Annotated in this window: 26 protein-coding genes, 1 tRNA gene and 2 rRNA genes (1 of these 29 only partly in view); 13 read left to right on the top strand and 16 right to left on the bottom strand. The window is 66.5% G+C overall.

Annotation, left to right across the window (positions count from 1 at the left end):
• Positions 1-46: 46 nt before the first annotated feature.
• On the top strand, positions 47-910 hold the full coding sequence (locus OIM94_RS18630; RefSeq protein ID WP_264610090.1) for a glycosyltransferase family 2 protein: 864 nt from the start codon (positions 47-49) through the stop codon (positions 908-910).
• A 16-nt stretch (positions 911-926) separates the two neighbouring features.
• On the opposite strand, the gene OIM94_RS18625 is transcribed toward OIM94_RS18630, so the two are convergent.
• Entirely contained in the window at positions 927-2,483 is a 1,557-nt protein-coding gene (locus tag OIM94_RS18625; protein ID WP_264610089.1) for a DHA2 family efflux MFS transporter permease subunit, read from the bottom strand.
• 149 nt (positions 2,484-2,632) lie between these two features.
• Between OIM94_RS18625 and OIM94_RS18620 the strand changes: the two genes are divergently transcribed.
• Complete coding sequence (locus tag OIM94_RS18620) at positions 2,633-3,682, top strand: type III polyketide synthase (RefSeq protein WP_264610088.1); 1,050 nt, start codon at positions 2,633-2,635, stop codon at positions 3,680-3,682.
• Positions 3,679-4,179: an isoprenylcysteine carboxyl methyltransferase family protein gene (locus OIM94_RS18615; RefSeq protein WP_264610087.1), complete on the top strand. Its 501-nt coding sequence runs from the start codon at positions 3,679-3,681 to the stop codon at positions 4,177-4,179. Before OIM94_RS18620 ends, OIM94_RS18615 begins: the two co-directional genes overlap by 4 nt.
• On the opposite strand, the gene OIM94_RS18610 is transcribed toward OIM94_RS18615, so the two are convergent.
• Positions 4,169-4,432 carry a hypothetical protein gene (locus OIM94_RS18610; RefSeq protein WP_264610086.1) on the bottom strand — a complete coding sequence of 88 codons (264 nt, stop codon included), beginning with the start codon at positions 4,430-4,432 and terminating at the stop codon, positions 4,169-4,171. The genes OIM94_RS18615 and OIM94_RS18610 overlap by 11 nt on opposite strands.
• A gap of 135 nt (positions 4,433-4,567) precedes the next feature.
• Between OIM94_RS18610 and OIM94_RS18605 the strand changes: the two genes are divergently transcribed.
• Positions 4,568-4,840, top strand: a complete 273-nt coding sequence (locus OIM94_RS18605) for a UvrB/UvrC motif-containing protein (RefSeq protein WP_264610155.1) — start codon at positions 4,568-4,570, stop codon at positions 4,838-4,840.
• Entirely contained in the window at positions 4,837-5,142 is a 306-nt protein-coding gene (locus OIM94_RS18600; protein WP_264610085.1) for a DUF3253 domain-containing protein, read from the top strand. Before OIM94_RS18605 ends, OIM94_RS18600 begins: the two co-directional genes overlap by 4 nt.
• Before the next feature lie 36 nt (positions 5,143-5,178).
• Here the strand turns inward: OIM94_RS18600 and OIM94_RS18595 are convergent, their stop codons facing one another.
• From OIM94_RS18595 to OIM94_RS18565, 7 genes are all read right to left on the bottom strand, one after another.
• Positions 5,179-7,518 carry a xanthine dehydrogenase family protein molybdopterin-binding subunit gene (locus OIM94_RS18595; RefSeq protein ID WP_264610084.1) on the bottom strand — a complete coding sequence of 780 codons (2,340 nt, stop codon included), beginning with the start codon at positions 7,516-7,518 and terminating at the stop codon, positions 5,179-5,181.
• A complete protein-coding gene (locus OIM94_RS18590) occupies positions 7,515-8,504 on the bottom strand; it encodes an FAD binding domain-containing protein (protein WP_264610083.1) in 990 nt (329 codons plus the stop codon). Before OIM94_RS18590 ends, OIM94_RS18595 begins: the two co-directional genes overlap by 4 nt.
• Positions 8,501-9,007, bottom strand: a complete 507-nt coding sequence (locus OIM94_RS18585) for a 2Fe-2S iron-sulfur cluster-binding protein (RefSeq protein ID WP_264610082.1) — start codon at positions 9,005-9,007, stop codon at positions 8,501-8,503. Before OIM94_RS18585 ends, OIM94_RS18590 begins: the two co-directional genes overlap by 4 nt.
• 149 nt (positions 9,008-9,156) lie before the next feature.
• Positions 9,157-10,149, bottom strand: coding sequence for a serine O-acetyltransferase EpsC (gene epsC / locus OIM94_RS18580; RefSeq protein WP_264610081.1), 993 nt, complete (start codon positions 10,147-10,149; stop codon positions 9,157-9,159).
• A gap of 208 nt (positions 10,150-10,357) precedes the next feature.
• Positions 10,358-10,813 (bottom strand): hypothetical protein, encoded by a 456-nt coding sequence (locus OIM94_RS18575; protein ID WP_264610080.1) that lies wholly within the window; start codon positions 10,811-10,813, stop codon positions 10,358-10,360.
• Positions 10,803-11,060, bottom strand: coding sequence for a helix-turn-helix transcriptional regulator (locus tag OIM94_RS18570; RefSeq protein ID WP_264610079.1), 258 nt, complete (start codon positions 11,058-11,060; stop codon positions 10,803-10,805). The genes OIM94_RS18575 and OIM94_RS18570 overlap by 11 nt, the downstream gene beginning before the upstream one ends.
• Positions 11,061-11,107: 47 nt before the next feature.
• On the bottom strand, positions 11,108-11,608 hold the full coding sequence (locus OIM94_RS18565) for a glycoside hydrolase family 92 protein (protein ID WP_264610154.1): 501 nt from the start codon (positions 11,606-11,608) through the stop codon (positions 11,108-11,110).
• Between OIM94_RS18565 and OIM94_RS18560 the strand changes: the two genes are divergently transcribed.
• A complete protein-coding gene (locus OIM94_RS18560) occupies positions 11,514-11,807 on the top strand; it encodes a helix-turn-helix transcriptional regulator (protein ID WP_264610165.1) in 294 nt (97 codons plus the stop codon). The two genes, OIM94_RS18565 and OIM94_RS18560, sit on opposite strands and share 95 nt — an antisense overlap.
• Before the next feature lie 297 nt (positions 11,808-12,104).
• On the opposite strand, the gene OIM94_RS18555 is transcribed toward OIM94_RS18560, so the two are convergent.
• Positions 12,105-12,599, bottom strand: a complete 495-nt coding sequence (locus tag OIM94_RS18555; RefSeq protein ID WP_264610078.1) for a hypothetical protein — start codon at positions 12,597-12,599, stop codon at positions 12,105-12,107.
• A gap of 50 nt (positions 12,600-12,649) precedes the next feature.
• Here OIM94_RS18555 and OIM94_RS18550 point away from each other — a divergent pair, with 50 nt between their 5' ends.
• Positions 12,650-14,446 (top strand): FAD/NAD(P)-binding protein, encoded by a 1,797-nt coding sequence (locus tag OIM94_RS18550; protein WP_264610077.1) that lies wholly within the window; start codon positions 12,650-12,652, stop codon positions 14,444-14,446.
• Between the two features lie 80 nt (positions 14,447-14,526).
• On the opposite strand, the gene OIM94_RS18545 is transcribed toward OIM94_RS18550, so the two are convergent.
• The 3 genes from OIM94_RS18545 to OIM94_RS18535 form a co-directional block, all read right to left on the bottom strand.
• A complete protein-coding gene (locus tag OIM94_RS18545; RefSeq protein WP_264610153.1) occupies positions 14,527-15,189 on the bottom strand; it encodes a sigma-70 family RNA polymerase sigma factor in 663 nt (220 codons plus the stop codon).
• A 240-nt stretch (positions 15,190-15,429) separates the two neighbouring features.
• Positions 15,430-15,897 carry a DoxX family protein gene (locus tag OIM94_RS18540; RefSeq protein WP_264610076.1) on the bottom strand — a complete coding sequence of 156 codons (468 nt, stop codon included), beginning with the start codon at positions 15,895-15,897 and terminating at the stop codon, positions 15,430-15,432.
• 55 nt (positions 15,898-15,952) lie between these two features.
• A complete protein-coding gene (locus OIM94_RS18535) occupies positions 15,953-16,210 on the bottom strand; it encodes a DUF2282 domain-containing protein (RefSeq protein ID WP_264610075.1) in 258 nt (85 codons plus the stop codon).
• 220 nt (positions 16,211-16,430) lie between these two features.
• Between OIM94_RS18535 and OIM94_RS18530 the strand changes: the two genes are divergently transcribed.
• The 6 genes from OIM94_RS18530 (at position 16,431) to OIM94_RS18505 (ending at position 19,818) form a co-directional block, all read left to right on the top strand.
• Positions 16,431-16,964 (top strand): sigma-70 family RNA polymerase sigma factor, encoded by a 534-nt coding sequence (locus OIM94_RS18530; RefSeq protein WP_264610074.1) that lies wholly within the window; start codon positions 16,431-16,433, stop codon positions 16,962-16,964.
• Positions 16,964-17,626: a DUF1109 domain-containing protein gene (locus tag OIM94_RS18525; protein WP_264610073.1), complete on the top strand. Its 663-nt coding sequence runs from the start codon at positions 16,964-16,966 to the stop codon at positions 17,624-17,626. The genes OIM94_RS18530 and OIM94_RS18525 overlap by 1 nt, the downstream gene beginning before the upstream one ends.
• Positions 17,627-17,701: 75 nt before the next feature.
• Positions 17,702-17,962, top strand: a complete 261-nt coding sequence (locus OIM94_RS18520; protein WP_264610072.1) for a hypothetical protein — start codon at positions 17,702-17,704, stop codon at positions 17,960-17,962.
• Between the two features lie 56 nt (positions 17,963-18,018).
• Entirely contained in the window at positions 18,019-18,846 is an 828-nt protein-coding gene (locus OIM94_RS18515) for a DUF692 domain-containing protein (protein ID WP_264610071.1), read from the top strand.
• Positions 18,846-19,613: a DNA-binding domain-containing protein gene (locus tag OIM94_RS18510; protein WP_264610070.1), complete on the top strand. Its 768-nt coding sequence runs from the start codon at positions 18,846-18,848 to the stop codon at positions 19,611-19,613. The genes OIM94_RS18515 and OIM94_RS18510 overlap by 1 nt, the downstream gene beginning before the upstream one ends.
• A gap of 58 nt (positions 19,614-19,671) precedes the next feature.
• Entirely contained in the window at positions 19,672-19,818 is a 147-nt protein-coding gene (locus tag OIM94_RS18505) for a hypothetical protein (protein ID WP_264610069.1), read from the top strand.
• Positions 19,819-19,959: 141 nt separating this feature from the next.
• Here the strand turns inward: OIM94_RS18505 and OIM94_RS18500 are convergent.
• The 3 genes from OIM94_RS18500 to OIM94_RS18490 form a co-directional block, all read right to left on the bottom strand.
• A tRNA-Met gene (locus OIM94_RS18500) sits at positions 19,960-20,036 on the bottom strand.
• 85 nt (positions 20,037-20,121) lie between these two features.
• A 5S ribosomal RNA gene (gene rrf / locus OIM94_RS18495) occupies positions 20,122-20,236 on the bottom strand.
• A 120-nt stretch (positions 20,237-20,356) separates the two neighbouring features.
• Positions 20,357-22,005 (bottom strand): 23S ribosomal RNA (locus OIM94_RS18490) (it continues 1,143 nt past the right edge of the window).

Genomic DNA, 22,005 nt, shown 5'->3' with positions numbered 1-22,005 from the left:
CAGTCTGCTGGTGTGCACCCGGAACCGTGCCCATACGTTGCCTGGCTTGCTGGCATCGATCGAACGCGCGGTCGCATGCCGACCCGGCCTCCCCATCGAGATCGTGATCGTCGACAACGGCTCGTCGGACACGACGCCGTCGCTGGTTGCCGCCTGGTGCGCGGCACAGTCCTTTCCGACCCTGCTGCTCCACGAGCATCGCCCCGGCCTGGCGCGCGCACGCAACCGCGGACTGGCCGCAGTGCGCGGCGCGATCATCGCCATGACCGATGACGATTGCGTACTGCATGACGGCTATTTCGACGCGCTTTCCCGCTGCTTTGCCGAGCTCGATGCCCCGGCGATCGTCGGCGGGCGGATCCTGCTCGGCAACCCTGCGGACCTGGCCGTCACGATCAAGCTGGAGGATCATCCGATGGTGGCCGATCCCGCCACCTTCCCCGGCGGCTTCGTGATGGGCGCGAACCTCGCCTTCACGCGGTGCGTGCTGGACCGGATCGGCGGCTTCGACGAGCGCTTCGGGGCAGGCGCACCGTTCGTCGCTGCGGAGGATACCGACTTCCTGTTTCGCGCGCTGGGTCACGGAATCGCGCTGCGATATGATCCGCGGTTCGTGGTCGACCATCATCACGGCCGGCGCACCCTTGCGCAGGAAACGGCCCTGCTGGCCGGATACAGCTATGGCGACGGCGCGCTCTACGCCAAGCATTGCCTCACCGACCGGCGGATCGTCGCCGCGGTGGGTGTCGACATCCTGAACCTGCTGCGCGACGTGCGAAGGCCGGTGACCACGCATCGCGGGATCCGGCACTTCTATTGCTTCCGCCTCAAGCACAAGGTCCGGGGCGCGCTAGCGTTCGTGGCGCACAAGGCCAGAGGCCGTCGCGCAGCCGGGACCCCGCAGGACTGATACGCTTGCCCCGCGTTCAACCTCGAGACGGTACGTTGGGATCGGCAGCGACAGGCGTTCGGCGGACCCAGAAAAGCGTCGCCAGCGCCGCGAGGGTCAGAACGCCGCATAGCAGCCAGGCGGTGTTGACGGCGGGCACCAGCGCCGCCCGTTCGACGAGCGGACGCACCATCTCGGTGGCGAAATCGTCGAGCGGCTGGCCCCGCTGCTCCAGAAAGGCGTCGCGCGGAATCCCGATGCGCACCGCGGTGGCCACGTCGCCGGCGCGAAGCTGGTCCGCGATCTGCGTGCCGGCAGTCCGTGCGCGGCTGAAGATCGTGGTGTCGATCAGCGCGAGGCCCACCGCTCCGCCAAGGTTGCGCATCAGGTTGAACAGCCCGCTGCCGTCGGCCACGAGCCGATCCGGCAGGCGGCCCAGCGCCATGCGGGTCGGCGGCAGCAGGCAGAACATGATCGCTGCGCCGCGGACCATCTGGGGCAGGATCATCGCGGCAAGGTCGGTCTGCCCGGTCTGCCGGGTGCTGAGCAGCAGGCCGACCGCGAACAGCGCGAACCCGAAGCCGGTGAGCAGCCGCGGATCCACCCGGCGCTCCGCATAGACAGCGATCGGCGCGGTCAGCAGCTGGGTGCAGCCCGTCACCAGCATGATCTCGCCGATGCGCAGCGGCCCGTGCTCGCGGACGAGGCCGAGGAAGAACGGCATCAGATAGGTGGAGCCGAACAGCCCGAAGCCGAGCACGAAGCTGAGCAGGCAGCCGATCGTGAAGTTGCGATCGGTAAAGCAGCGCAGTTCGACGATCGGCGCGTCGGACACCAGGGTCCGCCAGACGAACCCGACCGCCGCTCCGGCGGCAAGGCCGAGCAACCCCAGCACGCGCGGTGCCGTCCAGCCGAGCGTCGGTGCATCCTTGAGACCGATCTGCAGCGCGACCAGCGCCGAGGCGAGGAAGAGGAGCGCCACGACATCGATCGGCCGTCCTTCCCGGCGACCCACAGCGGCCCCGCGCAGGAAATACAAGGCACCCAGACCCGCCACGATGCCCGGCAGGACATTCACGCGGAACAGCCAGTGCCAGGAAAAGGATTGGGTGATCCACCCCCCGACGATCGGCCCGACGGTCGGCGCCAGCACTGCCGCCACGCCGGCGATCGTCGTTGCCAGCGGCTGGTCGCGCGGCGGGAACAGCAGGAACACGGCGGCAAAAACCGCCGGGATCAGCGTGCCGCCGGCGAAGCCCTGCAGGATGCGCCAGGCCACCAGTTCGGTGAAACCGCCGCTCTCGGCGCAACCGATCGAGGCAAGCGTGAAGAGGCCGATCGCGAGCACGAACAGCCAGCGCATGCCGAGACGCGCGGTCAGAAAGCCGGTGAGCGGGATCGCGACGATCTCCGCGGTGAGATAGGCCGTCTGCACCCACACCATCTGGTCCGGGGCGATGCCCAGCGCCGCCTGGATCGCAGGCAGCGATGTCGCGACGATCTGGATGTCCAGGATCGCCATGAACATGCCCAGGCACATCAGTGCGAAGCCGGTCCATTGGCGATGGCCTGCGCGGCCGCGGTCGTCTAGCATGGGGATGGCCGTTTCAACCGATCGTTCCGTCACCGATTCCCCCTGCGAACCCCGCAGCCATAGCGCAGGCAAGGAACTCGCCGTCGGTAAATTCGTTGCGCGGCTGAACCTTTTCCACCGGTGCGCCGGTAAGTCAGGCGGTAGCCTTCATGCAGCCGGTGTCGATTCTCTCGCTCACGACCGAAACTCCCGACCATGTTCTGACGCAGACCGACGCACTGGCCACCGCCCGCGACCTGATCGGCGACCAGTTCAGCGATTTCGAGCGGCTTGCCGCGGTCTATGCCAATGCCGGCATCCAGACCCGCCAGCTGGCCAGGCCGGTCGACTGGTACCGCAGTCCGCGCAGCTTCCTCGAACGCACCGATGCCTATTTGGAGGTCGCGCTCGATCTCTGGGTTTCCGCCGCGGCGCGGGCGATGGACGAGGCGGGCGTGCTGGCAGGGCAGGTCGACACGATCGTCACCATCTCCTCCACCGGCATCGCCACCCCAACGCTGGACGCGCGCGCAATGGCGCGGATCGCGTTCCGGAACGATGTCGCGCGGGTGCCGGTGTTCGGGCTGGGCTGTGCGGGGGGTGCCACCGGGCTTGGCCTCGCCAGCAAATTGGCGCGCGCCACGCCGGGCGCAATCGTGCTGTTCGTCGCGGTCGAGCTGTGCAGCCTGGCGCTCAGGACCGATCGCGCGGACAAGGCAGACCTCGTCTCCACCGCGCTGTTCGGAGACGGCGCAGCGGCGTGCGTGCTGCGCAGCGGCGAGGACGGGTTCGTCCAGATCAGCGGCAGCGCGGAAAAGACCTGGAGCGACACGCTCGACATCATGGGATGGCAGGCGGAACCGACCGGGCTCGGCGTCGTGCTGAACCGGGCGATCCCCGTCTTTGCGCGGAAGGAAATGCGGCAGGCCATGCAGGAAATGCTCGCGCCCCAGGGGCTCGCGATAGAGGATGTCGACCAGTTCATCTGCCACCCGGGCGGCGCCAAGGTGGTGGATGCCATCGAGAACGCGCTGGCGCTCAACCAGGGCGCGCTCGTCGAGGAGCGCGCGGTGCTGCGCGATCACGGCAACATGTCCGCGCCCACGGTGCTCTTCGTGCTGGATCGGTATCGGCGGACGGGCCTGCCCCCCCTGTCGGTGCTGAGCGCGCTGGGGCCGGGCTTCACCGCCTCCTCGCTCACGCTGCGGTGCGCGGCATGAGTGCGGCCTATGCCATCATGGCCTTCGTCACGCTCCAGCGACTGAGCGAGCTGGTGATCGCACGGCGGAACACCGCGAGGCTGCTTGCCGCGGGTGCGCGCGAAGTGGGGGCCGCGCATTATCCGGTCATGGTCGCACTACACACCGCCTGGCTGGCGGTGCTGTGGTTCACCGTCGGCGGGCCTCCCATATCCTTGCCGCTGCTCGCCCTCTTCGCGGTGCTGCAGCTGATGCGCTTCTGGGTACTCGCGACGCTGGGGCCGCGCTGGACCACCCGCATCATCGTCACCCGCGACGCGCCGCTGGTCCGGCGCGGACCGTTCCGCTTCGTGCGCCACCCGAACTACATGGTGGTCACCGCGGAGATCGCGGTGCTGCCCCTGACGTTCGGGCTCGTCTGGGTCGCGCTGCTGTTCACCCTGTTGAACGCCGCGATGCTGACCGTGCGGATCCGGGCCGAGAACCATGCGCTCTACGGCGAGGGCGTCAGCGCTTAGCCGCGTCCTCGCGCTGCGCCTTGATGCGAAGCATCGCGGCGTGGCAGGTGGGCGAGGTCTGGTCGATCTTCGCGATCATGCAGGCCTCCACCTTCTTCCGGCTCAGCGATTTCATTTCCGCAGGGCATAGCCGCCGGGCTTCCTGCACGCATGCCTTCTTGCCGGGGTCCGGGTCCGGCACCATGGCCGGCGCCGCCGTAGCGACCAGCATCGCACTCGCGCCCAGAACAGCGCCGATGGTACGGAGGATCATGCGCGCGTTCCTTGGAAATGGCGGCGCGCCGGGTCGCCAGCTGCCGTTGAGGGGGATCGGTCTCGTGTGGGATGTCGCATCGATGCTTGTCAATGCCTGCGGGTGCTGAAAGGCACCGTCATGCGTTGCGCCGAGATGACAGACAGCATCGAAGACCTGCAGCGAAGGATGGAGGCTGCGGCGAGCGCCCTCGATTTCGAGGCGGCGCGCCGTCTTCGCGATCGCATCACCCTGATGCGAGGCGGCGCGAGCGCTGCGGAGGCCGAGCAGGCCGACACGTCGGGCCTGGTTCGTCAGAAACCGGGCGCCATGGGTCTTGGGACGAGCCGGCAGCGGACCAGCCCCCCGCCAGGATGGAAGCCGCCGCCGAAACCCGATCTGATGACCACCGGCCGCAAACCCAAATGACCATCGATGCCGCCCGGGCCGCCATACTGGACCTGCTCGCCGAACGACAGCCGGAGGCCACGATCTGCCCGAGCGAGGCAGCCCGGCGGGTCGCGGCGGGATCATCCCCGGAGATTGCCGCGGATTGGCGCGCGGCGATGCCGATCGTCCATGCCGGAGTCGATCAATTGCTGGCGCAAGGCGCGATCCGGCTGCGATGGAAAGGCCAGACACTGCCCGCGCGTACAGGGCCTTACCGGATTGCACGCGCACCGGAAAGCGATCCCGAGAACGGACATTCAGCGCCGCCCGCACGTGGGTGACCGATCATGCAGAGGCAAGCGGCGGCACGGCCGGTCTTAAAGCAGCTTGTCGAGCGTGATCGGCAGCGCGCGTACCCGCTTGCCGGTCGCGTTGTAGATCGCGTTCGCCACTGCGGCGGCGACACCGGTGATGCCGATCTCGCCGACCCCATGTGCGCCCATCGGCGTGTGCGGATCGGGAATGTCCGTCCAGATCACGTCGATCTCGGGCACGTCCAGATGCACCGGCACATGATATTCCGCGAGGCTCGGGTTCATGATCCGGCCGTTGCGCTCGTCGAACTGGGTTTCCTCCATCAGCGCCATGCCCAGCCCCATGATGATGCCGCCGCGAAACTGGCTGGCGGCAGTCTTCGGATTGAGGATGCGGCCACAGTCGAACGATCCCAGGAACCGGCGCACCCGCGTCTCCCCCGTGACGCTGTTGACCGCCACCTCGCAGAACAACGCGCTGTGCGAGTGCATCGACCAGTGCATCGTCTCCAGCGGCATCGATCCGGCTTTGGTAACGGTGATGCTGTCGCGCTGTGCCCGTGCGAGGATGGAGGCGTACCGCTCCCGGCGAGCGGGATCGGCCAGTGCGGCGAGTCCGCCATCGTCGCAGCCGACGTCCCGCGGTGACAGACCAGCGAGCGGAGAATCGTTCCCGGCCAGCGTGAGCAGTTCGCCGACCAGCGCCGCATGCGCGGCGATCACCGCGGCCCCGATCGCGGCGGTCTGTTGCGAGCCCCCCGCCATGATCGCGCCGGGGATGGCGGAATCGCCATAGACGACATCGATCTGCTCGATCGCGAGCCCGAGCCGCTCCGCCGCGACCAGCGCCGTCGTCGTCGCCGTCCCCATGCCCATTTCGGCGGCGGCAACCTCCACTTTCGCGCGGACGTCCTCGCCGTCGCGCGACAGGGTGATGCGGGCTTCGGCGCCCGGCATCCGATAATAGGGATAGGTGCCGGTCGCGCAGCCGACCCCGATGCGCCATTCGCCCTCCTGCCGCGTCGCGGGCGCCGGACGATCGGCCCAGCCGAACCGCGCCGCGCCGCGCCGCCATGCCTCGGCGATGTGGCGGCAGGAGAAGGGCCGACCGTTCGTCGGATCCTTCTCCGGCTCGTTGCGCAGGCGCAGCTCGACGGGATCGATTCCGAGCTGCACGGCGAGCTCGTCGATCGCGGACTCCAGCGCAAAGGTGCCGACGGCCTCGCCCGGCGCGCGCATGAACGTGTTGGCGAGCGCGTTCATGCGCGTCACCTCCACCTTCAGCAGGATGTTGGGCGAGGCATAGGCCGCCTGGCTGCCGAGGATGAACGGCTCGGGCATGTTGTTGTGCGGCGTCATGACCGAGAGCCCGGTATGGATCAGCGCCGCGAAGCGCCCATCGGAATCCGCGCCGATCGCCACCCGCTGCTCGGTGAGCGAGCGCCCGCCGACCACCCGGTAGACCCCCTCGCGGGAGAGGGCGATGCGGACCGGGCGACCCGAAAGCCGCGCCGCAGCGGCGCCGATGATCTGGTGATCCCAAAGCCCCTTGCTGCCAAAGCCGCCGCCGACATAGGGCGAGGTGAGCCGCACCTGTTCGGTCTTCAGCCCGAACACATCGGCCAGCGTCTGCGCCTGTTGCGTCACCATCTGGCTCGCGTCGTGGATGGTGAGCGTATCCCCGTGCCAGGCCATCGTCGCGGCGTGCGGCTCGATCGGATTATGGTTGTGGCGCGGCGTGAAGTAGCGCTGGTCCACCTTGTGCGGCGCCGCTGCGAAGGCCGCCTCGGCATCGCCGACTTCGTTCAGCAGCGGATGGCCCATGAACAGGCCCTGTTCGATGCCCTGCGCCTTGGCGTCGGCCAGCGCCGTCGTCGCGGCCTCCGCCTCGTAGCGGATCCGCAGCAGGGTGACGGCATGGTCGGCCTGTTCCTGCGTTTCGGCGAGGATGCAGGCGATCGGCTGGCCGTTCCAATGCACGCGATCGTCCTGCAGGATCGGCAGATCCGCGGGCCCGACCCCGGTGGGCGACGAGCCGAATGCAGGCGGCGGGGCCATGCGCGGCGCATTCTGGTGCGTCATCACCAGGACCACGCCAGGTGCGGCTTCGGCGGCAGCGCTGTCGATCGACACGATGCGGCCACGGGCGATCGTCGCATAGGCGAGCGCGGCATAGACCATGTTGTCGAAACGATGCTCCGCCGCGAACGCAGCGCCACCCGCGACCTTCAGCGCCCCATCCAACCGCGAGACCGGCGTGCCGATCGCGCCGTGCTTGCGGGCGATCAGCGGGTCGGGCACGCCGCCGGGAATAAAGCTGTCGGGTGCGAGCGGCACCAGGCGTTCCATCGCGCTCTGCACCAGGCCCTGCGCCGCCTGCTTGGCGTTGTCGAGAATGCTCACGCGGTCTCTCCCCTTGCGAGCGCCTGCAACACCGCCGCCAGCGTCCGCCCCGCCAATATCGGCTTGAACGCATTGTCGCGGAGCGGCCGGGCGTCCTCGAATTCCAGCGCTGCAGCGTCCAGATACGCCTGATGCGTCGCGACCGCGCCGCGCAGCGCGGCCTCTGCCCTGGTTGCACGCCAGGGCTTGTGGGCAACGCCGCCAAAGGCGATACGCACGTCCGATACGCGATCTCCGTCGAGCTTCAGCGCCGCTGCCACCGAAACCAGCGCAAAGGCATAGCTCGCCCGGTCCCGTACCTTCCGATAGGTCGATGTCGCGCCGTACGCGAGCGGCGGCAGCTCGATGGCCTCGATCAGCTCGCCCGATGCAAGGATCGTATCGCGGTCCGGGGCGTCGCCGGGAAGACGATGCAGATCGTCGAACGCGATGCGGCGCGGACCGGACGGGCCCGTGACGTGGACGCGCGCGTCGAGCGCGGCCAGGGCCACGCACATGTCCGACGGGTGCGTGGCCACACAGGCTTGCGATGCACCCAGCACCGCATGGATCCGGTTGAATCCCTCACGCGCGTCGCAGCCCGCGCCGGGGGATCGCTTGTTGCAGCGCGATCCGTCGGTATCGTAGAAATAGGTGCAGCGGGTCCGCTGCAGCAGGTTGCCACCCACCGTCGCCATGTTCCGGATCTGCGCCGACGCGCCTGCAAGAATCGCGCGCGCAAGCATCGGATAGCGGGTGCGCACCACCGGATGCTCGGCCAGCGCGGTATTGCGGACCGCGGCGTCGATCCGCAGCCCCCCGGCAGCCGTTTCTTCGATGGCCGCGGGCAGCCCGCTCACGTCCACCAGCCGCTCGGGGCGGGCCACGGTCTCGCGCAGGAGATCGACCAGATTGGTACCGCCGCCCAGATAGCTGGCCCCGGGCTCGGCGCCCAAGCGCAGCGCTTCTGGTACGTCGGCGGCGCGCGCGTAGCGGAACGGCGTCATGCGGCAATCTCCGCGGCAAGGGTGGCGCGGATCGCGTCGATGATGCCGTTATGCGCGCCGCAGCGACACAAATTCCCGCTCATGCGCTCCTGAATCTCCTCGCGGGTCAGGTTCACCTCGGCGCTGAGGTCGCCGGTCACATGGCTGGGCACACCCCGCCGCGCCTCGGCCGCCATGCCCATCGCGGAACAGATCTGTCCGGGCGTGCAATAGCCGCACTGGAAGCCGTCATGCTCGATGAACGCGAGCTGCAGCGGGTGAAGCGCATCCGCCCCTGCCAGCCCCTCGATCGTCGTGACCTCACGGCCGTCGACCTGCACCGCCAGCGTGAGGCAGGCGAGAACGCGTTCGCCGTCCACCAGCACCGTGCAGGCACCGCACGCCCCCTGGTTGCAGCCCTTTTTGGTGCCGGTGAGATGCAGTTCCTCCCGCAGCAGGTCGAGTAACGACGTGCGAGGATCGGCCGGCGCCGATACCTGCGCCCCATTCACGATGAGCGACATGTCGATCCTCCCCTGGCGAGCGTGCACACGGCGGTAACGATAGGCGCGATGATTGGTGCCGCGCGAAAACCTGCCAAACGCGGGGGGCCTCGTCCAGATCAATCGCGAGCGCCTGCCGCCTCACCATCGACGTCCGCTGCCGTCCGCCATCAGATCAGGCCGCGGGGCGCCTCGGGATCGGCTTCCTCGATGACATTGCCCCGCGGCAGCGCGGAGGCGTCCCCACGTGCGCGCTCGGCAAAGGCCTGGTGGATCACGCTGCCCGGCGGCACGCTTTCGGTCAGCCAGACATTGCCGCCGATCACCGCCCCCGTCCCGACGGTGACCCGACCGAGGATCGTGGCCCCCGCATAGATGACCACGTCATCCTCGACGATCGGATGCCGAGGCACGCCCTTGGTAAGCGTGCCGTCCGTCTCGGTCGGGAAACTGCGCGCGCCCAGCGTCACCGCCTGATAGATCCGCACGCGATCGCCGACGATCGCCGTCTCGCCGATCACCACGCCGTTGCCGTGATCGATGAAGAAGCTGCGACCGATGCGCGCGCCCGGGTGGATATCGATGCCGGTCTGCGAATGGGCGATCTCCGCGATCACGCGGGCGACGAGGGGCGCACCGTGCCGATACAGGCTGTGTGCCAGCCGATAGGGGATAACCGCCTGGACGCCGGGGTAGCAGATCAGCACCTCGTCGACGCTGCGCGCCGCCGGATCCCCCGCATAGGCAGCCTCGATATCGCTATCGAGCAAGCGGCGAATGGCCGGCAATTCCTGCGCAAAGGCCGTGACGATCCGCCCGGCCTCCCCCCTCGCCTCGGCCTCGGAGGTCGTGCACCGCGCGACGATCTCCAGCTGCACCTGGTCGCGCAGTGCCGACAGCGCGCGGTCGAGCGCCTGCTCGACATAGCGCGCTTCGGTATCGGCCTGCACCGAGCTTGGACCGAGCCGCAGCGGGAAGAGCGCGCCGGACAGATCCGAGAGGATCAGTTCCAGCCGTCGTCGGGAGGGAAAGCGGATCGTTGCGCACACACCCGGGCGGTGTTCGGCGCGCCAGTCCTCCCGGGCGGCGGAAAGGCCGGCGGCAATGGCAGCGACATCCCATTCCTCTGCGTCCGCGCGGGTGTGGTCGGCAACCCCTGTCATAGCGGCCGGGCCGCGTTGAAACGGCGAATGCCGACGATGGCTGTTGCAAGCGCGTACTGGGTTGTCATGGTGGGCACGATATTCCCGCTCGATCGGTGTGGAAGCGATAAGAGCTACGCCATGGGAAAGGCGAAGTTGGCAATGCCGCACCCTACCCAAAGATCCGGACACAGCGTTCTGGGACCTCGACCGTGCCCCGACGCCCCGCTCAGCGGTCGGACCAGGCGAGGATGAAGCCCGGCAGGACCAGCGCGGTGGTGAACATCAGCAGCAGGAAGTTCTTCATCACCGCGAGCGACAGCTCGAAGTGGAGGAGCTTGGCGATCAGCTCGGGCACCATCCCGCCCAGCACGCACATCAGCACCAGATATTTGAAGGCCGAGAAATAGGCGCGATTGCGTTCGGACAACTCGCGCTCGTCGAGCATCGTATCGGGAGCATTGGCGAGCACCCCATAGGTACCGAGGAAGAACAGGATGCTGGTGATCATGCCGGTCAGGGCCAGCATCCCGGCGACAAGTTCGGGCCACCCCGCCCCGCTCGGCAGCCCGAGCTTGACGAGGAACCATCCGTGCATCGCAAGCAGCGCATAGGTTCCGAGGATGCGGGCCGTGCGCGCGCCCAAGTGAATGCGCACCACACGTGCCTGGTCACTATTTGCCATGATCGTTCTCCAGCAAAGCCTTTCGGTCGAGCTGCTCGGCAAGGGACGGGAAAGGCTCCAGCGCGAACAGCGTCTCCACGCTCACGCCAAAGGCCCGTGCCAGCTTCAACGCCAGTTCCACGGTCGGGCGGTAATCGCCGCGTTCGAGATAACCGATCGTCTGCGGGTTCACCGCGACCATCTCGGCCAGCTCCTTGCGGGACCACCCGCGCTCCTGTCGGAAAAGACTGATTCGATTGACGAGCATGCAGCCTTTATAACGCATCATTGTATATACACAATAGTTTTTTGCGTTCACCGACTGATCGATTGTGCGCCACTACTGGTTGCCGTGTCGAAGCGCAGGGTACCGCCAGCGGCCAGCCACGCGTGCCGGAGCGTGACGGCTCGTAGCAGCAGGCCGTCGCGGGTGAGGTGCATGAGCCGGTCGCAACGACCGATCCGGACGATGTGGAGCGGCGCGCGCCCCGGCACGCGCAGCGTCGCCCGATCGACCAGCGGGATGCCGCGCACATCGTGGTCGCGCATCGGATCGACGGGATAGAAGCCGAGGGTCGCGAAAACATGCCAGGCGCTCATTTTGCCCAGCGTCCTCGTTGCCGATGATGCCGCCCGGGCTGTCCTGGTAGAAGCTGCGGGCGATCCGCGCGACCAGCCGGTGCCCCGTCTCCGCCGATCGGTGAAGGCGTAGAGCCAGGCGGTGCAGGCGCCGGAAGCGGACGTGCTGGTACTGCTCGAGGTGCTGCTGCTTCCCTTGAAGGGCCGGTTCGACCTCGCACTTGCGCCTGGCAGCACGGGCACGCAGCCGCTGGCGCGCTTTCGGTCGCTACTGCAGCAGCTGTTGCGTTCGCCGGCCAGGGTCCTCGGGCTTGCCGACGCGGCATCGCTGCGCGGACTATCGCCGGCCTATTTCGCGCAGTGCTTCAAGGCGGCATTCGGCACGTCTCCCCCCGCCCATCGCAGGTTGGCGCGCAGCCGCGCGCGGGCGACCTAGGGGGGGCCTCAAAAGGTCAGATGGCGAAGATGTCCGTCGATCAGGCGTTTACGCGCGGCGCATGGGAACCGCTCCGTGCGATCAGCACGGGTACCAACCGATGTGGATGGGTCCAGGGCGCTGGGCCAGTAGCAAGACTTGCACGTCATCAACCTGGATATGCTCCAGCACCGCGCCCGCGCGCACCTCAGGCTAGCACCTGTTCGTCATCCTGCGCATCCTCGACCTTGCTCTCAGGCGTTGGGGCTTTCGACCAACCGGGCGCGGTTCCAATGAGCTGAAAACGACGAGCCGATTTCAACGTGGCCGCGGAAGCGCATCCGATCGCGGCTCCAGGAAACGAAGGTAGCGCGCTTGCGAACGGGGCTGCGGTACTTCCCCGAACAGATCGCGGCGCAGCGCGTAGCCCGCCTCCCAAGCCAGGTCATCGAGGTTGACGCACGCATCAACGTGCCACCCCGGTGCATCCTGGCGCGCCGCTTGCACCGCCTCCCGCAGGCTTCCGGCACTGAAAAAACGGTAATCATGCTCTTCGCGCATCGCGCGCGCCGAATTGCGTCCAAGCTCGGCGACGTAGAACGATGGCCCGCTTCGCCGACCCTCCGAGGAGCGATCCTCAAGCTCCATTTCGATCCATCCGTCGAGATGGGCAGCACGCATCGCCCCCGCAAACCGGGACTGGCACTCGAAGATCAGTTGCTCCTCGCTGGCCGCGACCAGCGTATGAACCTCGTGACACTCGAACAGATTGCCGTCGCGCATGCCTCCGATTTCCACGAGGTAGAGCTTCATCCCAGATCCTTCACGCTTGCGTTCCGATGGCGCGCCCGACATGCACGTTGGTGCAGGAACCTCCCAGCGGCGGGCCGCGTTCCAGCAATCCTTCGAGGCGCACAGCGCAAATAGAGGCTCTCCATATCCGCACCAAGGATCGCCATGACTCTGGCGAGCGCATCGCTATTGTCGGTGCCGGCGCCACCGGCACCTATGTGCTCGACGCCCTGCTCCGCAGCGGCGTGGCGCGCAATATCGTCGTGTTCGAGAACAGCTGCGCGCTGGGGCCCGGCCTCGCCTATGCCGAGCATCTCAACGCGCCGCATGCCCTTTCGAACATCGCCGGCATCGAAATCCCGCCGCTGCTTGAAAGCCTCAACGCGTGGGCAGTGCGACAGCCTCCCGAAAAGCTCGAAGCCTGGGGCATCCGCGCATGCGCCGGCGACGACCGTGCCTTCTTTCCTCGTGTAGCGCTTGGTGCCTGGCTGGCCGATCAGTTCGCCATGATCGTCGCCGGCAGCCCGGTGCCAATTTCGGTGCAGCGGCGAGCGGAGGTGGTGGACGTCGTCGCGATGCCGCAAGGCTGCCGGGTGGATTGGCGCGGCACGGACGGCCGCATCGTGCAGGACCAGTTCGACCGGCTTATCGTGGCGACCGGCTATGGCCCGATCGCGGCGGACACGATGGCGGCAGCCACGCGCACCGGGAAGGCCGCTGCCACCTTGGGGCGGTCCCGACAGACCGAACGCTTCGGGGTGCTGGGCTCGTCCCTCTCGGCGATCGACGTGGTGACCGCGATCGCCACAGCGCGCGGCAGGTTCGTCGCGCGCGGTGACGGCATGACCTATGTGGCCGAAACCCCGTGGCGGGCGACGCTGCTCAGCCGCAACGGCCTGCTGCCGGAAGCGGATTACTGGTTTCCCCATCCCCTCCCCGCCCTGGAGGGGTTCACGCCCGACAGTGCGACCGCGTCGCTGCGGGGCGAAGACGGCGACCTGGACAGGTTGTTCGACCAGTTCGTCGCGGTGCTCCGGACGGGCGCGCCCGATTGGGCCACGGGTCTTGGCCTTGCCGACGCGACGGCGGACGATTTCGCGGATCGCTACTTCGCGGCACGTACTTCCGGCAATGCCTGGGACCATGCCCGCCAGAATCTGGCCGACGTCCGAAACTGGCATGCGCATCACGATACCCCCTTTTGGCGCATCGCGATCCTCAAGGCGCACGAGGTGTTCGCCACCGTGATCCCGTCGCTGTCGAAGACGGATCTCGCCCGCTTTCATAGGGGCCTGAAGCGCGTCTTTACGGACAATTATGCAGCCGTTCCGCATCTCTCGATCGAACGGGTCCTGGCGTTGCGCGACGCCGGCCACCTCGAGGCGCAGGCGCTTGGCGAAGCATATGACATCGCCCCTCAGCCCGATGGCACCTGCGTGGTCCGTTGTCCGAGCTGGACCGGTACGTTCGACGAATTGCTCGACGCCCGCGGATCCCAGACGGCCGCGCTGAACCATTTCCCGTTCCCGACCCTGCGCCTTCAGCTATGCGCCAGCGCGATGGAGGCCGATGAGGCATGGAGCAGCGGCCTCAATCCAGCAGGCGACCTCACGATGCGCGCGCAGGACACCTCGCTCGAGCGCGTGCATCTATGCGCGCTGCCCTTTCTGCTGGGCAGCCGGCCGTTTGTGCAGGGGCTCGTGGAATGTGCCGCCATGGCGACCGCGATCAGTGGTGCGATCAAGGAAGCGCGCGGCGCAACAGATGGGAATCAGACCTCCGCTGCGGAGCTACTGGATGTCCTGGAAAGGCCCAGCGTCATCCTTCCCGACGGAGCGGTGCTCCCGCTTGCCGGTTCGAAGCGATGAAGACGGTGCGGTCCCGCCCTTTACGAAAGCGGGACCGCGTCCTTCCTGGGGGACGTGGAAACCAATGCGGCCGCGCTCGGTCAGGCCGCGATTGGAAGCGGTGTCGCCTGTGCCGGGCGTGCCGCGGGAGCATAGCGCGCCTGGATGGCGTTCAGCGATGCAAGCAGACTGACTACGGCACCCTCGGTCGACGCGAAATCCTGGCGCTTAGTGTTGAGGACGCCTTCGGTCATCAGCGTCTCGAGCGCGGCACGCGCCCGCGACACGCGGCTTTTGACCGTGCCCAGCATCACGCCGGTAACTTCGGCGACTTCCTCATAGGACATGCCTGCCGCGGCGACCAAGATGATCGCCTCGCGCTGGTCAGGGGATATCTGCTGGAGCGCCCGCATCAGATCACGGAGCTCTACCGTCTTGTCCTGGCTGGCCGGCGCGGCGAGTACGCGATCCGCGACGAGATCGTTCCACTCGCCCACGAAGCGCTTGCGCCGGGTCTGACTGAAATAAAGGTTCCGCAGGATGGTAAAGGCCCATGCCTTGAAGTTCGTGCCAGCCTGAAACCGGCTGCGCGCCGTCCATGCCTTGAGCATGGTCTCTTGGACGAGATCGTCCGTCGTATCGCGGTTACCGCACAGGCCCCGCCCGAAGGCCCGGAGGTGCGGGATCACCTTCTGCAGCTGATCCTTGAATTCTTCATCGGTAAGCGCGGTCGCACCTGAACCGATCGTGTCGCCCTTTTGCATGGTTTCCCCGCCTAGTGTCATGTTGCAGAAATTAACGTTTCGGAAGGGAAACCGTTCCATGCGCCAGCAGCGAACGCTCAACCACGTTACCGCTCGATGAGTCCGACCGCCACTATCAGGCCCGGCATTTGGAGGTTGCCAGAGGGGCGGAACAGCCCGGAGTGCTGTGGCCGCCGGCTCCCGGTGCACCATTCTCAATTGCAGGGCGGCCGCCGCGCGATATTTTGGGACCCGCAGATCCTAGCGATCTTTCGTTGATACCGGGCGCACCTCCAGCCCGAGCAGACGATCGAGCGACCACGCCCCCGGCCCGGCCGCGATCAGCGGGAGCAGCAGTCCGGCCCAGCTGAGATGCGTGGGCCAGGCATCGGGATAGACGAAAACCTCGATCACCGTCGTCATGCCCAGCAGCGCCAGCGCGGCGGGCCGGGTGAACAGGCCGAGCACGAGCAGAATCGGGAAGAAATGCTCCGAATAGGTCGCCAGATGCGCGGCGAGCACCGGCGGCGCGAAGGGTAGCGCATAATCGGTGCGGAACAGCTCATAGGTGGAGTCGGTGATCGTCAGCCAGCCTTCGACCTTGGTGCGGCCGGACAGGAAGAAGATGGCGGCGATGCCCAGCCGCGCGACGAGGAGCAGCAGGGATGGGGGCAGCAGGCGCACGGCGAAGTCGCCCGCGCGCGCATAGAGTGTGGCGAAGGATCGCATGGCTAACTCCAGGCGTGGGAAGATGCCCGGCCACCCGCGCGGCCGGGCGGAGGCATCACGCCTTCGGGGTCAGCGAGCCGTCGCCCTTGGGGGTCTTGATCGATGTGCAGGTGCCCGCCTTGACCAGCTTCCAGGCATTCCCCTGGTAGTTCTTGGTCGACGTGCCTGCACAGCTGGTGCCGGCACCCGCCTTGCAGTCGTTCTTGCCGGCGAGCGCGACGCCGTAGCATTTCTCCATCTTGGGCTGCTGCGCATGGGCGGCGGTGGCGGCGAGGGCGAGGGTCGCGGCGAGCGCGGCGGACGTCTTGATCATGGGAATACTCCATCGAGGGGCCTCTCGCGCGGCGGCCCGCAGGGGGCATGGCCGCCGCGCGGTGACCCCGGGGAAGGCGGAGGCGCCGGGTCACCTGTCGCCGTACGCTGGGAGCGGAAGCGCGGTTACAAAGCCGGCTTGGCCGCGCCCGCGATTTCTTTTCCGCACCGCTGCTGTAACCTGCCGCCATTCGCCCACGTACGCCCGACCAGGAGTGGGAATGCGGCACAGCGAAGCAGAGCTACGAGCGTGGATGACGGCGGGACTGGACGGCGATGCCGCGGCGCATGCGGCATTGCTGCGCGCGCTCGTGCCGCTGCTGCGCGGCTTTTTTCGTCGGCGAATGCGGGGGGATGAGGATATCGAGGATCTGGTGCAGGAAACGCTGATTGCCATTCATACCAAGCGCGGCACCTATGACCGCGATCGACCGTTCACCGCCTGGCTTTACGCCGTTGCACGCTACCGGCTGATCGACCATCTCCGACGGCGCCGGATTTCGGTGCCGATCGAGGAAGTCGAGGCGATCCTGATAACCGAAGGCTTTGAGGAGGCGGTGACCGCGCGTGTCGATGTCGACCGGCTGCTGTCCGGCCTTTCGGGCAAACAGGCGCGCGCGATCCGCGACACGCATCTTGACGGCCTGAGCGTCGCCGAAGCGGCCGAGAGCGCGCAGATCGGTCAGTCCGACGTCAAAGTCTCCGTCCATCGCGGGCTCAAGGCGCTCGCGGCGCGGCTGCGGGGGCGCGAATGATGGCGCACGATCCCGACAGCGTCAGCACCGAGCGGCTGATCGCGTCACTATCGGCGGACGTTCCGCCCATCCCACCGCGCTTTATTGGCCGCCGCATTGCGCTCGGCATCGCCGGCGGCGGTGTGGTGAGCCTTGGGCTCGTCGTCGCATTGTTCGGCATGCGGCCGGACTTTCCGCAGGCGATGTTCGGCTTCTCCTTCTGGATGAAATGGATCTACACGCTGTCCCTCGGGCTGATCGCCGTCGCGGCGACGGTGCGGCTGGCCCGGCCGGAGGGCGGATCGCTGCGCATGCTGTGGCCGCTGGCGCTGCCGATCCTGCTGCTCGCGGCGCTCGCCATCGCGGAAATGTCGCGCACGCCGATGCGCGACTGGCTGTCGATGTGGCTGGGCGGCAGCTGGAACCGCTGCCCGTGGCGGGTGCTGCTGCTCGCGGTGCCGATCTTCCTCGGGCTGCTCTGGTCGTTCCGCAAGCTGGCGCCGACCAACCTGCGCGCGGCGGGGGCCGCCGCCGGGCTGGCGGCGGGCGCCTGGGCCGCCACCATCTACTGCCTCCACTGCGACGAAGTTGCCGCGGTGTTCGTGCTGACCTGGTACAGCCTCGGCATCCTGCTGGCGACCGGGCTTGGGGCGTTGCTGGGACCGCGCGTGCTGCGGTGGTGAGTGTGTAACCGGCCCCGGCGCCGGCCCGTAAAGGGAAGGCCAAACCGGCACCAATCCATCCAAGGGAACCACGCCATGATCACGCTCCAGACCGGCGCCAGCATCGCCGCCACCGCCGCCCTCGTCGCGCTCTCCGGCGTCAGCGTTGCGGCCCCGGCCGCTTCCGCGGACAAGGTCGTCCACTGCTACGGCATCAACAGCTGCAAGGGCACGTCGGACTGCAAGTCGGGCAATCATGACTGCAAGGGCCAGAACGAGTGCAAGGGCCAGGGCTTCAAGGCGGTGACCGCCAAGGCCTGCAAGGCGCAGGGCGGCAGCCTCACCGAGCCGAAGTAAGGCGCCCGGCGGCCCGGCCTCCCCGCCGGGCCGCCCCGTTTTGAAGGAGGAAGGGCATGCCCCATCCGCATCACTTCGGCCTGGGGCTGCGCAAGCCGCATTATGCCGCTTTTCTGGAGGCTGCGGCGTCGGTCCCCGTCGACTTCGTCGAAGTCATTTCCGAGAATTTCATGGTCCCCGGCGGCCGCCCCCGCGACATATTGCGCCGGGTGCGCGAACGCCATCCGGTGGCGCTGCACGGCGTGTCGATGTCGGTCGGCTCGGCCGACGGCGTGGACCGCGACTATCTGCAGCGCCTGCGCGCGCTGGTCGACGCGGTCGAGCCACTGTTCGTCTCCGATCATCTCTGCTGGACCCGCTTCGGCGACTTCCAGTCGCACGACCTGCTCCCCTTGCCCTATACCGAGGAAGCGCTGCGCACCGTGTGCGACAATGTCGACGCCGCCCAGACCGCGCTCGGCCGCACGATGCTGATCGAGAATCCGTCGAGCTACATCGCGTTTGACGGTGCGGACATGACCGAATGGGCGTTTCTCGATGCGCTGTGCACGCGCACCGGTTGCGAACTGCTGCTCGACGTCAACAACATCTTCGTCAGCGCGGCCAACCATGGCTTCGACGCCCACGCCTATCTGGCGGGCATCCCCGCCGCGCGCGTGCGGCAGATCCACCTTGCCGGGCACAGCCGCGGCGAGACACTGCTGATCGACACGCACGACCAGCCTGTGCCCGATCCCGTCTGGGCGCTCTATGCCGAAGCATTGGAGCGCGTCGGCCCGGTCGCGACCATGATCGAGCGCGACGACGCCATTCCCCCACTGGCCGAGCTGCTCGCCGAACTCGGTCGCGCGCGTGCCATTGCCGCGCTGGAGATGGCGGCGTGATGCTGGCGGCGCTTCAGGCGGATTTCGGCCGCTGGCTGCAGTCTGAATGTCCGGATGCGGCGACGCGGCTCGGCGGCGGTCCGGGTCTTGATGTCTATCTCAACAATTACCGCAGCCAGCTGATCGGCGCGCTCGAGGGAAGCTTTCCGCAGCTGCAGCGCTGGCTGGGCGAGACGGCCTTCCTTGCCGCCGCCGCACAGCATATCGAGATCGCCCCGCCCTGCACTTGGACGCTCGACGCCTATGGTGCGGACTTTCCAGATACCGTCGCGGCCCTCTACCCCGACGATCCAGAATGCGCCGAGCTGGCGCGGATCGATTGGGCGCTGGCGGCAGCGTTCACCACCCCAGACATTGCCCCCGTCTCCGTAGATGCGATCGGCGCGGTGGAGTGGGAGACGGCCCGCTTCCTATTCGTTCCCAGCCTCGCCATGCTGCCCGTGACCACGAATGCTGCAGCCCTGTGGCAGTCGCTTGTCGGCGGCACCGTTCCGCCTGACGCCCAGCGCCTGCCCGCCGCCTGCTCCATCCTGCTCTGGCGGGACGGCTTCAACCCCAGCTTCCGCACGACTGAGCAAGCCGAGGCGACGGCGATCCTTCAGCTGGAGGCGGGCATGCCATTCGGCGCACTTTGCACCGCCCTTGCCGTCGAGCATGGCGAAGCAGCCAGCGCTGCCATCGCCGGCGGCTGGCTGGGCGCGTGGCTGCGCGACGGACTCGTCGCCGCGCTCCATTGGCCGTCCTGCGAATCGGTAACGCATAGATAGTGCACTCGTTCGCGGCAAACGCAATGGGCTTGGGAGACGCGAGTCGGATCTCAGGGCGATGATGCGGGTGCTGCGCAACGACGAGGCGCCAGACTCGCTCCGCGCCCGCCTTTCGCAATTCTATCGCGATAAGATCGAGAATGACCTCGACGCGTACACGGCAGAGGATAGTCGTCTGGAGGCATACGGATCATCCGCGGCGTGATCGATTGGATCGTGCTGACGACGTCGGATGGGCGGTGGCAGTAGACACGACGGACGACCTGCCGGCGTTGTTTCTGCTGGCCGTGGTGTGGACGCAGAAAAGCCCCGGCGGGTATGTCGCCGGGGCTTTTTCTGTATGATTTGGTTGCGGGGGCAGGATTTGAACCTGCGGCCTTCAGGTTATGAGCCTGACGAGCTACCGGGCTGCTCCACCCCGCGCCAAAGCTGGTGCCCTTAGGAGGGCGAACGGGGGACATGTGAATGGGTTTTTGGTTTCCGTACCTTTGCCGACACCGGCTTCAATGCCTGGCGGCGACCTACTCTTCCATTGCTTGAGCAATAGTACCATCGGCGCTGTCTGGTTTCACGGCCGAGTTCGGGATGGGATCGGGTGGGTCACAGACGCTATGGCCACCAAGCAATGAAGCCGGTGTGGGCGAAGGGGGAAATTGGGTTTCAAATCGTGCACTGTCAAAGGCTGGAATGTTCATCCACCCTGCATTGCGACAACCCAGGGTTGTCGATGGGGGTGTGAAACTCTCAAGCGCGAAAAGAGCAATTAGTATCGGTTAGCTCCACGCGTTACCGCGCTTCCACATCCGATCTATCAAGGTCGTGGTCTTCGACCGCTCTATGAAATCTTATCTCGAGGGAGGCTTCCCGCTTAGATGCTTTCAGCGGTTATCCCGTCCATACATAGCTACCCAGCTGCGCTCTTGGCAGAACGACTGGTACACCAGAGGTATGTTCAACCCGGTCCTCTCGTACTAGGGTCAACTCCTCTCAAATTTCGACGCCCACGGCAGATAGGGACCAAACTGTCTCGCGACGTTCTGAACCCAGCTCACGTACCACTTTAATTGGCGAACAGCCAAACCCTTGGGACCTGCTCCAGCCCCAGGATGTGATGAGCCGACATCGAGGTGCCAAACAACCCCGTCGATATGAGCTCTTGGGGGTTATCAGCCTGTTATCCCCGGCGTACCTTTTATCCGTTGAGCGATGGCCCTTCCACGAGGGACCACCGGATCACTATGACCGACTTTCGTCTCTGCTCGACTTGTCAGTCTCGCAGTCAGGCTGGCTTATGCCATTGCACTCTAACAGCCGGTTTCCAACCGGCCTGAGCCAACCTTCGCGCGCCTCCGTTACTCTTTAGGAGGCGACCGCCCCAGTCAAACTACCCGCCACAGAGGGTCCCTGTACCGGATGACGGTACGAGGTTAGACAGTAAAGAACAACAGGGTGGTATTTCACTTGGTGGCTCCACACCAGCTGGCGCCGGTGCTTCAAAGCCTCCCACCTATTCTACACAGTTGTTCTCCACTGCCACTCTGAAGCTGCAGTAAAGGTGCACGGGGTCTTTCCGTCTAACCGCGGGTACTCCGCATCTTCACGGAGAATTCAATTTCGCTGAGCATGTCCTGGAGACAGTGGGGAAGTCGTTACGCCATTCGTGCAGGTCGGAACTTACCCGACAAGGAATTTCGCTACCTTAGGACCGTTATAGTTACGGCCGCCGTTTACCTGGGCTTCATTTCGGAGCTTGCACTCCTCCACTTAACCTTCAGGCACCGGGCAGGCGTCAGGCCCTATACGTCGTCTTGAAGCCGACTTAGCAGAGCCCTGTGTTTTTGCTAAACAGTCGCTACCCCCTGGCCTGTGCCCCCAGCAAGAGCTTGCGCTTATGCTGGGCCTCCTTCTTCCGAAGGTACGGAGGCAATTTGCCGAGTTCCTTCAGGACACTTCTCTCAAGCGCCTTGGTATACTCTACCTGACCACCTGTGTCGGTTTCGGGTACGGTCTATACGGTGGGGCTATTTCCCGGGACTGCTTCGAAGCCAGCTCAATCCGTTAAGAGCTGACAACACACGCAATCCGTCACACACCACCAGGCCCACGAATATTAACGTGGTTCCCATCGACTACCCCCTTCGGGCTCGTCTTAGGGGCCGGCTCACCCTGCGCGGATTAGCCTTGCGCAGGAACCCTTGGTCTTTCGGCGAGAGGGCATCTCACCCTCTTTATCGCTACTCATGTCTGCATTCGCACTTCCGATACCTCCATGGTCGGTTACCCTTCCACTTCACAGGCTTACGGAACGCTCCGCTACCGCGTGCATTGCTGCACACCCTAAGCTTCGGTGCACGTCTTGAGCCCCGTTACATCTTCGCCGCAGGAACCCTTG

It is taken from the genome of Sphingomonas sp. R1, assembly GCF_025960285.1.
Classification (GTDB): Bacteria; Pseudomonadota; Alphaproteobacteria; order Sphingomonadales; family Sphingomonadaceae; genus Sphingomonas.
The sequence above is the reverse complement of the archived record's forward strand: the minus strand, read 5'-3'. Positions and strand labels throughout refer to the sequence as shown.

Excerpts from the sequence above, each read along its gene's own strand:
- OIM94_RS18625 (WP_264610089.1), bottom strand. The coding sequence starts at position 2,483 with ATGCTAGACGACCGCGGCCGCGCAGGCCATCGCCAATGGACCGGCTTC.
- OIM94_RS18620 (WP_264610088.1), top strand. The coding sequence starts at position 2,633 with ATGCAGCCGGTGTCGATTCTCTCGCTCACGACCGAAACTCCCGACCAT.
- OIM94_RS18615 (WP_264610087.1), top strand. The coding sequence starts at position 3,679 with ATGAGTGCGGCCTATGCCATCATGGCCTTCGTCACGCTCCAGCGACTG.
- OIM94_RS18610 (WP_264610086.1), bottom strand. The coding sequence starts at position 4,432 with ATGATCCTCCGTACCATCGGCGCTGTTCTGGGCGCGAGTGCGATGCTG.
- OIM94_RS18605 (WP_264610155.1), top strand. The coding sequence starts at position 4,568 with ATGACAGACAGCATCGAAGACCTGCAGCGAAGGATGGAGGCTGCGGCG.
- OIM94_RS18600 (WP_264610085.1), top strand. The coding sequence starts at position 4,837 with ATGACCATCGATGCCGCCCGGGCCGCCATACTGGACCTGCTCGCCGAA.
- OIM94_RS18590 (WP_264610083.1), bottom strand. The coding sequence starts at position 8,504 with ATGACGCCGTTCCGCTACGCGCGCGCCGCCGACGTACCAGAAGCGCTG.
- OIM94_RS18585 (WP_264610082.1), bottom strand. The coding sequence starts at position 9,007 with ATGTCGCTCATCGTGAATGGGGCGCAGGTATCGGCGCCGGCCGATCCT.
- epsC (WP_264610081.1), bottom strand. The coding sequence starts at position 10,149 with ATGACAGGGGTTGCCGACCACACCCGCGCGGACGCAGAGGAATGGGAT.
- OIM94_RS18575 (WP_264610080.1), bottom strand. The coding sequence starts at position 10,813 with ATGGCAAATAGTGACCAGGCACGTGTGGTGCGCATTCACTTGGGCGCG.
- OIM94_RS18570 (WP_264610079.1), bottom strand. The coding sequence starts at position 11,060 with ATGCTCGTCAATCGAATCAGTCTTTTCCGACAGGAGCGCGGGTGGTCC.
- OIM94_RS18555 (WP_264610078.1), bottom strand. The coding sequence starts at position 12,599 with ATGAAGCTCTACCTCGTGGAAATCGGAGGCATGCGCGACGGCAATCTG.
- OIM94_RS18545 (WP_264610153.1), bottom strand. The coding sequence starts at position 15,189 with ATGCAAAAGGGCGACACGATCGGTTCAGGTGCGACCGCGCTTACCGAT.
- OIM94_RS18540 (WP_264610076.1), bottom strand. The coding sequence starts at position 15,897 with ATGCGATCCTTCGCCACACTCTATGCGCGCGCGGGCGACTTCGCCGTG.
- OIM94_RS18535 (WP_264610075.1), bottom strand. The coding sequence starts at position 16,210 with ATGATCAAGACGTCCGCCGCGCTCGCCGCGACCCTCGCCCTCGCCGCC.
- OIM94_RS18530 (WP_264610074.1), top strand. The coding sequence starts at position 16,431 with ATGCGGCACAGCGAAGCAGAGCTACGAGCGTGGATGACGGCGGGACTG.
- OIM94_RS18525 (WP_264610073.1), top strand. The coding sequence starts at position 16,964 with ATGGCGCACGATCCCGACAGCGTCAGCACCGAGCGGCTGATCGCGTCA.
- OIM94_RS18520 (WP_264610072.1), top strand. The coding sequence starts at position 17,702 with ATGATCACGCTCCAGACCGGCGCCAGCATCGCCGCCACCGCCGCCCTC.
- OIM94_RS18515 (WP_264610071.1), top strand. The coding sequence starts at position 18,019 with ATGCCCCATCCGCATCACTTCGGCCTGGGGCTGCGCAAGCCGCATTAT.
- OIM94_RS18510 (WP_264610070.1), top strand. The coding sequence starts at position 18,846 with ATGCTGGCGGCGCTTCAGGCGGATTTCGGCCGCTGGCTGCAGTCTGAA.
- OIM94_RS18505 (WP_264610069.1), top strand. The coding sequence starts at position 19,672 with ATGATGCGGGTGCTGCGCAACGACGAGGCGCCAGACTCGCTCCGCGCC.